11 protein-coding genes are annotated in these 13,625 nt (G+C 64.8%); all 11 read left to right on the top strand.

Annotated elements, in window-relative coordinates; translation table 11 throughout:
* Positions 1-12 precede the first annotated feature (12 nt).
* The 11 genes from rsmH (at position 13) to murB (ending at position 13,547) form a co-directional block, all read left to right on the top strand.
* Positions 13-1,038 (top strand): 16S rRNA (cytosine(1402)-N(4))-methyltransferase RsmH, encoded by a 1,026-nt coding sequence (gene rsmH, locus ACED18_RS05525; protein WP_377289772.1) that lies wholly within the window; start codon positions 13-15, stop codon positions 1,036-1,038.
* Between the two features lie 5 nt (positions 1,039-1,043).
* Positions 1,044-1,487 carry a hypothetical protein gene (locus ACED18_RS05520; RefSeq protein ID WP_377289770.1) on the top strand — a complete coding sequence of 148 codons (444 nt, stop codon included), beginning with the start codon at positions 1,044-1,046 and terminating at the stop codon, positions 1,485-1,487.
* A complete protein-coding gene (locus tag ACED18_RS05515; RefSeq protein ID WP_377289768.1) occupies positions 1,487-3,220 on the top strand; it encodes a peptidoglycan D,D-transpeptidase FtsI family protein in 1,734 nt (577 codons plus the stop codon). Before ACED18_RS05520 ends, ACED18_RS05515 begins: the two co-directional genes overlap by 1 nt.
* 65 nt (positions 3,221-3,285) lie before the next feature.
* Entirely contained in the window at positions 3,286-4,746 is a 1,461-nt protein-coding gene (locus ACED18_RS05510) for a UDP-N-acetylmuramoyl-L-alanyl-D-glutamate--2,6-diaminopimelate ligase (protein ID WP_377289766.1), read from the top strand.
* Position 4,747: 1 nt separating this feature from the next.
* Positions 4,748-6,193, top strand: a complete 1,446-nt coding sequence (locus ACED18_RS05505) for a UDP-N-acetylmuramoylalanyl-D-glutamyl-2,6-diaminopimelate--D-alanyl-D-alanine ligase (RefSeq protein ID WP_377289764.1) — start codon at positions 4,748-4,750, stop codon at positions 6,191-6,193.
* Positions 6,194-6,293: 100 nt separating this feature from the next.
* Entirely contained in the window at positions 6,294-7,394 is a 1,101-nt protein-coding gene (gene mraY / locus ACED18_RS05500) for a phospho-N-acetylmuramoyl-pentapeptide-transferase (protein WP_377289762.1), read from the top strand.
* A 4-nt stretch (positions 7,395-7,398) separates the two neighbouring features.
* A complete protein-coding gene (gene murD, locus ACED18_RS05495; protein ID WP_377289760.1) occupies positions 7,399-8,787 on the top strand; it encodes a UDP-N-acetylmuramoyl-L-alanine--D-glutamate ligase in 1,389 nt (462 codons plus the stop codon).
* A 94-nt stretch (positions 8,788-8,881) separates the two neighbouring features.
* Positions 8,882-10,036, top strand: coding sequence for a putative lipid II flippase FtsW (gene ftsW / locus ACED18_RS05490; protein ID WP_377289758.1), 1,155 nt, complete (start codon positions 8,882-8,884; stop codon positions 10,034-10,036).
* A 3-nt stretch (positions 10,037-10,039) separates the two neighbouring features.
* A complete protein-coding gene (gene murG, locus ACED18_RS05485; RefSeq protein WP_377289756.1) occupies positions 10,040-11,164 on the top strand; it encodes an undecaprenyldiphospho-muramoylpentapeptide beta-N-acetylglucosaminyltransferase in 1,125 nt (374 codons plus the stop codon).
* A complete protein-coding gene (gene murC, locus ACED18_RS05480; RefSeq protein ID WP_377289754.1) occupies positions 11,161-12,576 on the top strand; it encodes a UDP-N-acetylmuramate--L-alanine ligase in 1,416 nt (471 codons plus the stop codon). The genes murG and murC overlap by 4 nt, the downstream gene beginning before the upstream one ends.
* A complete protein-coding gene (gene murB / locus ACED18_RS05475) occupies positions 12,573-13,547 on the top strand; it encodes a UDP-N-acetylmuramate dehydrogenase (RefSeq protein WP_377289752.1) in 975 nt (324 codons plus the stop codon). Before murC ends, murB begins: the two co-directional genes overlap by 4 nt.
* Positions 13,548-13,625: the final 78 nt, after the last annotated feature.

Below are 13,625 nucleotides of genomic sequence, written 5' to 3'. Positions count from 1 at the left end.
TGGAGAAACGGGATGATGGCGGATCACGGCGGAGGGTCAACTGAAGCCGGTGGCGGACCGGTCCCCCACATCCCGGTTCTTCTCCAGGAAGTGCTCGACAGCCTGAAGCCTTCCGATGGCAAGATCATTCTCGACGGCACATTCGGCGCCGGTGGTTACAGCATGGCGCTGGTTTCGCGCGGTGCCGACGTGATTGCGCTCGACCGCGATCCGACGGCGATTGCGGCCGGTCAGGCCGTCGTGGGAGAGGCCGGCGGCAAGCTTTCCCTGCATCACGCCCAGTTTTCCGATCTCGCCCGTTTCGCCCCTGAAGAGGGGCTCGACGGCGTCGTGCTCGACATCGGCGTCTCCTCCATGCAGATCGACGAGGCCGAGCGCGGCTTTTCCTTCCAGAAGAACGGTCCTCTCGACATGCGCATGGCGGCCGATGGCGTTTCGGCGGCCGATGTCGTCAATCGCGCCAAGGTCGGCGATCTCATCCGCATCTTCTCCTTCCTTGGCGAGGAAAAGCAGGCCGGCCGCATTGCGCGCGCCATTGAAAAGCGTCGTGAGAGCGATCCCTTCGTCACGACCCGCGACCTTGCCGGGCTGATCGAGATCGTCACGCCGCGCAAGGCGACCGACAAGATCCATCCGGCGACGCGCGTCTTCCAGGCGCTGCGCGTCTTCGTCAATGACGAGCTTGGCGAACTGGCGCAGGCGCTCTTTGCCGCCGAGCGCGTTCTGAAGCCCGGCGGCATCCTGACGGTGGTCACTTTCCATTCGCTTGAAGACCGCATCGTCAAGCGCTTCTTCCAGGACCGCGCCGGCAAAGCGTCCGGCTCGCGCCACATGCCCATGGTGGCCGTGCGCGCCGCGACCTTCGAGCCGCAGGGCCGCGGCATGGTGGGCGCGAGCGAGGCGGAAGCGGCCGAAAACCCGCGGGCGCGCTCGGCAAAGCTGCGCGCCGGCATCCGCACGACGGCTCCGGCGGAGCGCGCGGACTTTTCGATCTTCGACCTTCCCGACCTTGCTAGCCTTGAAAAGTTCGGAGGCTGAGACCCGTGCTCAAGACATTCGACATCATTCTCATCCTCGTCATGACGGCGACCGCGACGGTCACCTACACGATCAAGCATCGTGCCGAGAACATGGAGACGGAAGTCCGTCGCCTCGATGCCGCGATCAAGCTGGAGGAAGACACGATCGACCTCCTGCGCGCCGACTGGGCGCTCCTGACCCAGCCGAGCAGGCTCGAGGCGCTCGCCAAGGCCTTCGACAAGGATCTGCAGCTTCTGCCGACCGCCTCCACGCAGCTGGCGCGTGAAAACGAGCTGCCGATGTTGCGCAAGGATCTGCCGCCGCCGGAAGAGATTGCCGAGAAGGGCAAGGCGGGTGCCAAGGACAAGACCAAGGTCGCCGCCAAGGCTGCCGAGAAGACGATCGAAGATATCGTTGCCGCAGACGATGCGGCCGATGACATGACAACCGGATCGGTGGACCGCTGATGTCTTTTCTGTCTCGTATCATGGTCGTGAAAAGCCGGGCGCATTTCTCTTCGGGTCCGGCCCGGTTCGGTGCCGTCGCCTTCGAGGGCGCCCGCAAGCGCAACGGCAGCCAGGCGAAAAGCCGCGTCGCCATCCTGATCGCCGGCTTCGTGGTGGCCTATGGCATCATCGGCGGGCGCCTAGTGCAATATGCGATGGAGCAGCCCGAGACGGTTTCGAGCATCGGCCCCGCCGACCATCTGATGGCGTCGCGCCCCGACATTCTCGACCGCAATGGTGAAATCCTCGCCACCGACATCCGCACCGTCTCGCTCTACGCCGAGCCGCACAAGATCGTCGATGTGGACGAAGCGGTCGAAAAGCTCGCGACCGTCTTGCCCAATCTCAACATGAAGGAGATGCACCAGAAGCTGAAATCGCCCACGCGCTTCCAGTGGCTGCGCCGTCAGCTGACCCCGAAGCAGCAGAGCGATATTCTGGCGCTCGGCATCCCCGGCATCGGCTTCCGTCCGGAAAAGCGTCGCTTCTATCCCGGCGGCCCGACCGCCTCGCATATCCTCGGCCATGTCAATATCGACAACCGCGGCATTGCCGGCATGGAGCGCTACATCGACAGCATCGGGCTCGCCGATCTCGCTGCCATCGGCATGACGAGCGATGCGAAGCTGGAACCGGTGCGCCTTTCCATCGACCTGCGCGTGCAGAACATCGTCCGCGACGTGCTGGCCGAAGCCGTGAAGAAATATGAAGCCATTGCCGCCGGCGCCGTGGTGCTCGACGTGCATACCGGCGAAGTGCTCGCCATGGCCTCTCTGCCCGACTACGACCCGAACCGTCCGGCCGAGGGTGCGCAGGAAGGCTGGATGAACCGAATGTCGAACGGCACGTTCGAGATGGGATCGACCTTCAAGACCTTCACGACGGCGATGGCACTCGACTCCGGCAAGGTCAAGATGACCGACAGCTTCGACGCGCGCTTCCCGATCCGTATCGGCGGCTTCACCATCAAGGATTTCCACGGCAAACACCGTGTCCTGACCGTACCCGAGATCTTCCAGTATTCCTCCAACATCGGTACCGCCAAGATGGCCGATATCGTTGGCATCGAGGGGCACAAGGAATTCCTGACGCGCATGGGCCTGCTGACGAAGCTGCAGACCGAACTGCCGGAAGTGAAGACGCCGACGCAGCCGCGCGAATGGAAGAAGATCAACTCGATCACCATCTCCTTCGGCCATGGCGTATCGACGACGCCGCTGCAGACGGCCGTTGCGGGTGCTGCTCTCGTCAATGGCGGCAAGCTCATTCAGCCGACCTTCCTGCCACGCACCCGCGAAGAGGCCGACAGCATCGCACAGGTCGTGGTGCGCCAGCAGACGAGCGACGAAGTGCGCTCGCTGCTGCGCTGGAACGCCGTTGCCGGTTCCGGCAAGCGGGCGCTGGTCGAGGGCTTCAATGTGGGTGGCAAGACGGGCACGGCCGACAAGGTGATCAATGGCCGCTATTCCAACGACCACAACTTCAACGCCTTCCTCTCGGCGTTCCCGATCGACGACCCGAAATATCTGGTGCTGAGCTTCATCGACGACCCCCGCACGGGCGAGGGCGGCGGGCATACGGCCGGCTCCAACGCGGCTCCGATCGTCGGCAACATCATCGCCCGCTCGGCCGCCCTTCTTGGCGTCAAACCGAAATTCGGCCCCGACGGCTCCGCCTTGCTTGTGTCTTATTGAGTGTCGATTGAAAATCGGGGCGATTCGGAGCCCCGTCTATCGTTCCATTGGATGAAATACAGTCGATGAAAATCAGAGATCTCGCGGGTCGTCGCTTTCCTGACCTTGAACGCCAGCTGAGCGGCCCCGTGGGCGACATCGATGTGAGCGGGCTGGCTTCCGACAGCCGCAAGGTGCAGCCCGGCAACATCTTCGTCGCGCTTGCGGGTTCCAAGGCCGACGGCGCTTCGTTTGTCGCCGATGCGCTGGCGCGCGGGGCGGCCGCGATCGTTTCCACGCCGGGAGCAGGGGCCATTGCGAGCGTTCCTGTTCTGACCGTGGGCGAGCCGCGCCTGTTCCTCGCAGAAGCTGCCGCCCGCTTCTTTGGCGGCCAGCCGGAGATCATGGTCGCCGTCACAGGCACGGCCGGAAAGACATCCGTTGCCTCCTTCACCCGCCAGATCTGGGCGTCTGCCGGCTTTGCCGCCGCGATGATCGGTACGACGGGCGTCGTTTCGCCGACCCGCAACGATTATGGTTCGCTGACCACGCCGGATCCGATCTCGCTGCACCGGCTGCTGGCAGAGCTTGCCGACGAGGGCGTGACCCATGCGGCGATGGAGGCCTCCAGCCACGGCCTCGACCAATACCGCCTCGACGGTGTACGCCTGTCGGCCGCCGGCTTCACCAATCTCGGCCGGGACCATATGGATTACCACCCGACGGTAGAGGACTATTTCCAGGCGAAAATGGCGCTGTTCGAGCGCGTGCTGCCGAAGGGCTCGCCGGCCGTGGTCTTTGCGGATGACGTCTGGTCGGAAAAGGTGGTTGCGATTGCCCGCAACGCGGGTCAGGAAGTGCGCACTGTTGGCCGCAAGGGTGATTTCATCGCCCTGAAGCGCGTCGAGCACTTCCGCCACAAGCAGATTGCCGAAGTGCATTGCGACGGCGGGATCTTCGAGATCGAAGTGCCGCTCGCCGGCGATTTCCAGGTGGGCAATGCGCTGGTCGCGGCGGGTCTTGCGATTTCCTGCGGCGTTTCGCCGGCGGCTGCCTTCCGCGCGCTCGAGAAGCTGAAGGGCGCTTCGGGCCGTCTGGAACTGGTGGGCCAGACGAAGGACGGGGCGCCGGTCTACGTCGATTATGCCCACAAGCCGGATGCGCTTGAAAACGTTCTGACGGCGGTGCGTCCCTTCACGACCGGCCGTGTCGTCGTCGTCTTCGGCTGCGGCGGGGACCGGGACAAGGGCAAGCGTCCGATCATGGGCACGATCGCCAGCCAGTTGGCGGATGTCGTGATCGTCACCGACGACAATCCGCGCTCGGAAGTGCCCGCCACGATCCGCAGCGAAGTGCTGGCCGGTGCGCCCGGCGCGACCGAGATCGCCGACCGCGCCGAGGCGATCCGCACGGCGATCGCCATGCTGAGGCCCGGCGATACGCTGATCGTGGCCGGCAAGGGGCATGAGGAAGGCCAGACCATCGGCTCCGTGACGTTGCCCTTCTCCGACCATGAAGAGGTGCGCAAGGCTCTGGGAGGAGAATGATATGGCCTGGCTCTGGACAATCGCGGATCTGATCGCCGCCACCCATGCGCGGCCGATCGGCAATCTGCCCGCCGGCATTTCCGGCATTTCCATCGACAGCCGTTCGATCAGCAAGGGCGAGGCCTTCTTCGCCATCAAGGGTGACCGGGTGGACGGGCATGACTATGCGAGCGTGGCGCTTGCCAATGGCGCTTCGCTGCTTGTCGTTGCGGAAGGGAAACTTCCGGCGATGGGCCGGCTCGTTGCGCCGATGCTGGTGGTGGATGACGTCCTGGCTGCGATGGAACGGCTGGGCACTGCGGCGCGCGACCGTTCCCGCGCCAAGGTGATCGCGGTAACGGGGTCCGTCGGCAAGACGACGACGAAGGAGATGCTGCGGCATGTTCTTTCCGCCTGCGGCAGCGTTCATGCCTCGGCTGCGTCCTTCAACAATCACTGGGGCGTGCCGCTGACGCTGGCCCGCATGCCTGAGAATACCGATTTCGGCGTCTTCGAAATCGGCATGAACCACCCGAACGAGATCCGGCCGCTGGTGAAGATGGTGCGCCCGCACATTGCGATCGTCACGACGGTCGCTGCCGCCCATCTCGGCAATTTCCGCGATCTCGACGAGATTGCCGCTGCCAAGGCTGAGATTTTCGAGGGTGTGTCGCCGGGCGGGCACGCGATCATCAACCTCGACAACGAGAAGTTTCCGCTGCTCGAAGCGGCGGCGCAGGCAGCCGGTGTCGCCCATATCCACGGTTTTGGCAGCGATGCGCGCGCCGACTTCCGGCTGGCGGAATATGTGGCCGATGGTGCCACGGGGCAGCTGTGGGCGTCGGTCGCCGGCCATACCTACGAGGTGACGATCGGTGCGCCCGGACGCCATATCGCTGAGAACGCCGTCGCTGCGCTCGGCGCGGCGCATCTGGCGGGCGCCGACATGCCGGCGGTGGTCGAGGCAATGGCGAGCCTGACCCCCGAAAAGGGCCGTGGCCGGCGCTACCGGCTCTCCGTCGGCGGCGGGACGGCGACACTGATCGACGAGAGCTACAATGCCAATCCGGCCTCGATGCGGGCCGCGATCGCGCTGTTGCGTGACACGCCGCCCGAGGGCGAGGGACGGCGGATCGCCGTTCTCGGCGACATGCTGGAGATGGGCGTTCATTCGGCCGAGGCCCATGCCGATCTTTCCGGCCCTCTCCTGGCCGCCGGGATCCGCAGCATCTGGCTTGCCGGCCCCGATATGGCGCACCTGCGCGATTCGCTGTCCGGCGACCTCGATGTCGTGCATGCCGATTCCGTCGATGCGCTGCAGCCAATGGTGATCAAGTCGCTCCGGCCGGGCGATGTAATCATGGTCAAGTCGTCGAAGGGGACCGGATCGGGCCGGATCGTGGCCGCCTTGCTTGACAAGTACCCGCCGATTGCAGACACGGAGGCCGCCCCGGCTTCGGCCGACTAGGCGAGCGCATCGCGCGCTGCCAGTCCGGTCCGGCCGTCGAGGCCATGACTTACGACGCTTCTCCGCCTCAAGGCGGAGCCATTCCGGGGAAAGGTCCCTCATGCTGATCTGGCTTGTCGAACTGGCGGACCACGTTCAAATCTTCAACCTGTTTCGCTACATCACCTTCCGCACGGGGGCGGCGCTCTTCACCTCGCTGCTGATCGTGTTCCTGTTCGGACCGCGCATCATCGACAGCCTGCGTATCCGCCAGGGCAAGGGCCAGCCGATCCGCGCCGATGGGCCGCAGACGCATTTCAAGAAGGCGGGCACGCCGACCATGGGCGGGCTGATGATTCTCGCCGGCATCGTCGGCAGCTCGCTGCTGTGGGCCGATCTTTCCAACGTCTATGTGGTCTGCACGCTGCTCGTCACGCTCGGCTTCGGCGCCATCGGCTTTTACGACGACTATCTGAAGGTCACCAAGCAGTCGCATCTCGGCCTGTCCGGCAAGGCGCGTCTCGGCATCGAATTCGTGATTGCGGCGATCGCCGTCTATTTCATGATGAAGACGTCGCTTGCCAGCACCACGCATGGCCCGACCTTCGGCACCTCCGTCACCTTCCCGTTCTTCAAGGATCTGGTTCTCAATCTCGGCTATTTCTTCGTGCTGTTCGGGGGCTTCGTCATCGTCGGTGCCGGCAATGCCGTGAACCTGACGGATGGCCTCGACGGTCTTGCCATCGTGCCCGTCATGATCGCTTCGGCCGCCTTCGGCCTCATCGCCTATCTCGCTGGCAACGCGGTCTTCGCCAATTACCTGCAGATCCATTTCGTGCCGGGCACCGGCGAGCTTGCCGTCATTCTCGGCGCCGTGATCGGTGCGGGCCTCGGCTTCCTCTGGTTCAATGCGCCGCCCGCCGCCATCTTCATGGGCGACACGGGATCGCTCGCACTCGGCGGCCTGATCGGCTCGATTGCTGTGGCCACCAAGCACGAGATCGTCATGGTCATCATCGGCGGCCTCTTCGTGATGGAAACGCTGTCGGTCATCATCCAGGTGTTCTGGTTCAAGCGCACCGGCAAGCGCGTCTTCCTGATGGCGCCGATCCACCACCATTTCGAAAAGAAGGGCTGGACCGAAAGCCAGGTCGTGATCCGCTTCTGGATCATCGCCGTTATCCTCGCCATGGTCGGCCTCTCGACCCTCAAGCTCCGGTAAGCCGATGATCCCGGTCGAAACTTTCCGCGGCAAGACGGTTGCCCTTTTCGGTCTTGGCGGGTCGGGGCTGGCGACAGCGAAGGCGCTTGTCGCGGGCGGGGCGAGCGTTCTGGCCTGGGACGACAGCGCCGACAGCGTTGCGAAAGCAGCTGCGGCCGGGATCGGCACCGCCGACCTCATGACGATCGACTGGAGCGGCGTGGCGGCCTTCGTGCTGTCGCCCGGCGTGCCGCTGACCCATCCGAAGCCGCACTGGACGGTGGATCTCGCCAAGGCGGCCGGCGTCGAAGTCATCGGCGATGTCGAGCTCTTCGTGCGCGAGCGCCGGCGTCTTGCGCCCGACTGCCCGTTCATTGCGATCACCGGCACCAACGGCAAGTCCACGACGACGGCGCTGATCGCGCATATTCTGCGCGAAAGCGGCCGCGACACGCAGCTCGGCGGCAATATCGGCACAGCCGTGCTGACGCTGGAGCCGCCGAAGGCCGGCCGCTTCTTCGTGGTGGAATGCTCATCCTACCAGATCGATCTTGCGCCCTCGCTGAACCCGACGGCGGGCATTCTCCTCAATCTCACACCCGACCATCTCGACCGTCACGGCTCGATGGAGCATTACGCCTCCGTGAAAGAGCGGCTGGTCTCGGCAAGCGGCACGGCGATCTGCGGCGTGGACGACAGCTACAGCGCCGCCATCGCCGATCGTATCGAACGGAACGGCGGTCGCGTGGTGCGGATTTCGAAGGGGCTGACGCTCGCCGACGGTCTTTACCGTGACGGCACGCGGCTGATCGATGCGCATCAGGGCGCGAAATCCGTCCTCGCCGATCTCGCGGAGCATGCGACGCTGAAGGGCGCGCACAATGCGCAGAATGCGGCGGCTGCGATTTCCGCCTGCCGGGCCGTGGGGCTTTCGGATGCCGAGATCCTTGCGGGTCTTGCGACCTTTCCCGGTCTCAAGCACCGCATGCAGCCGGTCGGTCGCATCGGCCAGATCATTTTCGTCAATGACAGCAAGGCGACCAATGCGGATGCCGCGGCGCCGGCGCTGTCGAGCTTCGATCGCATCTACTGGATCGCCGGCGGCGTGGCGAAGGAGGGGGGAATCGAAAGCCTCTCCGACTTCTTCCCGAAGATCGCCAGGGCCTATCTGATCGGCAAGGCGGCTGAGGATTTTGCGGCGACGCTCGGGGACGCCGTTCCCTTCATCATCTCCGCCACGCTGGAGGCGGCGGTGGCGGATGCAGCGGCGGATGCCGAGGCAGATGGACGTCCCGCCGCGGTGCTTTTATCCCCGGCTTGCGCAAGCTTCGACCAGTACAAGAACTTCGAAGCGCGTGGCGATGCCTTTGTCGGGCATGTCGCGGCGCTTGAAGGCGTGACGATGCTGGTCTGACCGACCGGCGAAACATCAGCGGATTGCCGGGGCGGACGGCGGTCCAGACGAAACGACGAGCGGCGCACATCTCGCGCCTGACGAGGGACAGACAATGGTGAGCCGAGCCGAGCGTGGGCCACTGGCCGATTGGTTCTGGACGATCGACCGGTTCTTTCTGGCGATCTTCATCCTTCTCATGGGCATCGGCCTGATGCTGTCGTTTGCGGCAAGCCCCGCGGTCGCCGAGCGCATCGGGCTGGACAGCTTCCACTTCGTCAAGCGCCAGGCGCTCTTCATCATCCCGTCGCTGGTGGTGATGATCGGGATTTCCTTCTTCTCGCCGCGGCAGGTGCGGCGCACGGCGATCGTGCTTTTGGTCGTCTCGCTCGGCGCCATGGTGCTGGCGCTGTTCTTCGGCGCGGAGGTCAAGGGCTCGCGGCGCTGGGTGTCGTTGGCCGGCATTTCCATTCAGCCCTCGGAATTCATGAAGCCGGCCTTCGTCGTCGTCTGTGCCTGGCTTTTTGCCGAGCATCAGCGCCAGCCGGAAATTCCGGGCAATCTCTTCGCCATCCTTCTCTATTGCATCGTCGCGGCACTCCTCGTCGCGCAGCCCGACCTTGGCCAGACGATCCTGACGACGGCGGTGTGGGGCGGCATGTTCTTCATGGCCGGCATGCCGTGGCTGTGGATCATCGTGCTCGCGAGCCTCGCGGTCGGCGGCTTCTTCGTCGCCTATACGCTGCTGCCGCACGTGGCGGGCCGTATCGACCGCTTCCTCACCGGAGAGGGCGACACGTTCCAGGTGGACACGGCGCGCGAGGCGATCATTCGCGGCGACTGGTTCGGGCAGGGCCCGGGCGAGGGCATCGTCAAGCGCATCATTCCCGACAGCCACACCGACTTCATTTTTTCCGTGGCGGCGGAGGAATTCGGCATCATCTTCTGCATGGCGCTCGTCAGCATCTTTGCCGTGCTCGTCATGCGGGGCCTGAGCCACGCCTTCCGTGAGAAGAACGATTTCAACCGCTTCGCCGTCGCCGGCCTCGTGCTACAGATCGGCTTCCAGTCGATGATCAATGTCGGCGTAAACCTCGAACTCCTGCCTGCCAAGGGCATGACGCTGCCGCTCATCTCTTATGGCGGCTCGTCCATGGTGGCGATCTGCGTCACGGCGGGCTTCATCCTGGCGCTGACCCGCCATCGTCCGGAAAAGCGCGCCTCCGAGCGCAGCCTGTTCCGCGCCGGTGTCGGTGTTCCCGCGGAGTAAGGCATGGCGAAGCGACCGATCTTTCTTGCCGCCGGGGGCACCGGCGGCCATCTCTTTCCGGCCGAGGCACTGGCGCACGAATTGAAGGCGCGCGGCCATGCCGTGCATCTCGTGACCGACAGCCGCGCCGAGCGCTATGCCGGCGCGTTTCCAGCCGACGAGATCCATGTCGTGCCGTCGGCCACCATCGGCTCGAAGAACCCGGTGGCCGTGGCGAAGGCGCTGTGGCGACTGTGGAGCGGCATGCGCGCGGCGCGCCGGCTGATGCTGAAGACGAAGCCCGCCATCGTCGTCGGCTTCGGCGGCTATCCGACCGTGCCGCCGCTGATGGCGGCGAGCGGGCTTGGCCTGCCGACGCTGATCCACGAACAGAATGCCGTGATGGGTCGCGCCAACAAGGCACTCGCCAAGCGCGTCAAGGCGATTGCCGGGGGCTTCCTGCCGCCGGAAGGCGGCGCCTATCCGGAAAAGACGGTCGTGACGGGCAATCCGGTCCGCCCGTCGGTGCTTGCCGCTGCCGAGAGCCCTTATCAGCCCTCGCATGCGGGTGAGGAATTCCGACTGGTGGTTTTCGGCGGCAGCCAGGGCGCGCAGTTCTTTTCAAAGGCCATCCCGCAGGCGATCTGCCGGCTCGATGACAGCGTGCGGGCGCGCTTCCGTATCACCCAGCAGGCGCGCGCCGAAGACAAGGACGCGGTGATCGCGACCTACCAGAAGCTTGGACTGCCGGCGGATGTCGCCCCCTTCTTCACCGACATGGCCGAGCGGATCGCCCGCGCGCATCTCTTGATCTGCCGCTCCGGTGCCTCCACCGTCTCCGAAATTTCCGTGATCGGCCGCCCGGCCGTGCTCGTCCCCTATCCCTACGCGCTCGACCATGATCAGGCGGCCAATGCCGCTGCGCTGGCGGCCACGGGCGGGGCGAAAGTCATTGCGCAGGCCGAGCTTTCGGTCGAGCGTCTTACCTCCATCCTGACGGAAGCCTCAGGCGATCCCGACAAGCTCTCCCGCATGGCGGCGAGTGCCCGGACCTCCGGCAAGCCCGATGCAGCGACGCGCCTTGCCGATCTGGTCGAGGCGATTGCCGGCGGCGCTTCCGTCCTGTCCTTCAAGGAAACACATCCATGAAAATGCCGCAGAGCATCGGCCTCGTCCACTTCATCGGCATCGGCGGTATCGGCATGAGCGGCATCGCCGAGGTGCTGCACAATCTAGGCCACCGCGTGCAGGGCTCTGACCAGGCCGACAGCGCCAACGTGCAGCGCCTGCGCGACAAGGGCATCGAGGTCTTCGTCGGCCATCAGGCCGAGAACCTCGGCGAGGCGGAAGTGGTGGTCGTCTCCACCGCCATCAAGAAGAACAATCCCGAACTGATCGCCGCACGCGAGAAACTGCTGCCGGTGGTGCGCCGCGCCGAGATGCTCGCGGAACTCATGCGCTTCCGCAATGCGATCGCTATCGGCGGCACCCATGGCAAGACGACGACGACCTCGATGGTCGCGACCCTGCTTGAGGCCGGCGGTCTCGACCCGACCGTCATCAATGGCGGCATCATCAATGCCTACGGCACCAATGCCCGCATGGGCGAGGGCGAGTGGATGGTGGTGGAGGCCGACGAATCGGACGGTACCTTCCTGAAGCTGCCGGCGGATGTGGCGATCGTCACCAACATCGACCCGGAGCATCTCGACCACTACGGCAATTTCGACGCGGTGCGCGCCGCCTTCCGCCAGTTCGTGGAAAACGTGCCCTTTTACGGTTTCGGCGTCATGTGCCTCGACCATCCCGAAGTGCAGACAATGGTGTCGAAGATCGAGGATCGCAAGGTCATCACCTATGGCGAGAATCCGCAGGCCGACGTGCGCTTCCACAATGTGCGCATCGATCGCGGCACCTCGACCTTCGACGTAGAGATCCGCCGCCGCCGCACCGGCAAGGTGATCCAGCTCAAGGATCTGAAGCTGCCCATGCCCGGCCGCCACAACGTCTCCAACGCGACGGCGGCGATTGCGGTCGCCAACCGTCTCGGCATCAGCGCGGAGGCGATCGCGAAGGGAATCAGTTCCTTCGGCGGCGTGAAGCGGCGCTTCACCTTTACCGGCGAGTGGAACGGCGTCAGCGTCTATGACGACTACGGCCATCACCCGGTGGAGATTCGCGCCGTGCTCAAGGCTGCACGCGAGGCGTGCAGTGGGCGCATCATTGCCGTGCACCAGCCGCACCGCTACTCGCGCCTGTCGAGCCTGTTCGAGGACTTCGCCGCCTGCTTCAACGATGCCGATACCGTGTTGATTTCGCCTGTCTATGCAGCCGGTGAGGAGCCGATCGAGGGGGCGAGCGCGGAAGAGCTCGTCTCGCGCATGAAGGCGGCCGGCCACCGCGATGCGCGACATATTGCCGGTCCGGAAGCCATTCCCGGGATCGTCGCCTCCATTGCGCAACCGGGTGACTTCGTGGTTCTTTTGGGTGCAGGCAGCATTACATACTGGGCGCAGGCGCTGCCGCGCGACCTTGAGGCATTGGCAGGAAAGACGGCATGAAACAGGTAGACGGTCTAAAGCTCCTCGAGAAGCTCGGTCCCGGCGTAGAGGCGCTGCGCGGCCGGCTGACGCCCGATGCGCCGATGGATCGCGTCACCTGGTTCCGTGCCGGCGGGCTGGCCGAGCTGATGTTCCAGCCGCATGACGAGGACGATCTCATCACCTTCCTCAAGCTGGTGCCGGAGGATGTGCCGCTGATCGTCACCGGCGTCGGCTCCAATCTTCTGGTGCGCGACGGCGGCATTCCCGGCGTCGTCGTGCGTCTGTCGGCCAAGGGCTTCGGCGATGTCGAGCTTGTCGGCGAGAACCGCATCAAGGCGGGCGCCATCTGCCCGGACAAGAATATCGCGGCCATGGCGCTCGATCATTCGATCGGCGGTTTCGAATTCTTCTACGGCATTCCCGGTTCGATCGGCGGGGCGCTGCGCATGAATGCGGGTGCCAATGGCGGCGAGACGAAGGATCGCGTCGTGGAGGTGCATGCCGTGGACCGGCAGGGCAACCGTCATGTGCTGTCGAATACGGACATGGGTTACAGCTACCGCAAGTCCACCGCGCCGGCTGACCTCATCTTCACCTACGGCATTTTCGAAGGCTATACGCGCGACAAGGCGGCGATCCGTGCCGACATGGATGCGGTGCGCCAGCATCGCGAGACAGTGCAGCCGATCCGCGAGAAGACGGGCGGTTCGACCTTCAAGAACCCCGAGGGTCATTCGGCCTGGAAGCTGATCGACGAGGCGGGCTGCCGCGGCGTAATGATCGGCGGCGCGCAGATGTCGCCGATGCATTGCAACTTCATGATCAACACCGGGCAGGCCACCGGCTACGATCTCGAATATCTCGGCGAGATGGTGCGCCAGCGTGTCTATGAGACCTCCAACATCATGCTGGAATGGGAAATCAAGCGGCTCGGGCAGTTCATGCCGGGACGCGAGGTCAAGCCCTTCATGGGCGAACTGACGGCCTGACACCTGTCATCGATCCGCTTCAAAGGCCTGCCGCGCGATGCCGCCCGGCGGGCCTTTTCGTGTCTGCCGCCTGCCTGC

This window comes from Rhizobium sp. SG2393, assembly GCF_042610495.1.
GTDB lineage: Bacteria > Pseudomonadota > Alphaproteobacteria > Rhizobiales > Rhizobiaceae > RU20A.
Note: the sequence above shows the minus strand (reverse complement) of the source record. Positions and strands in the feature narration are given on the sequence as shown.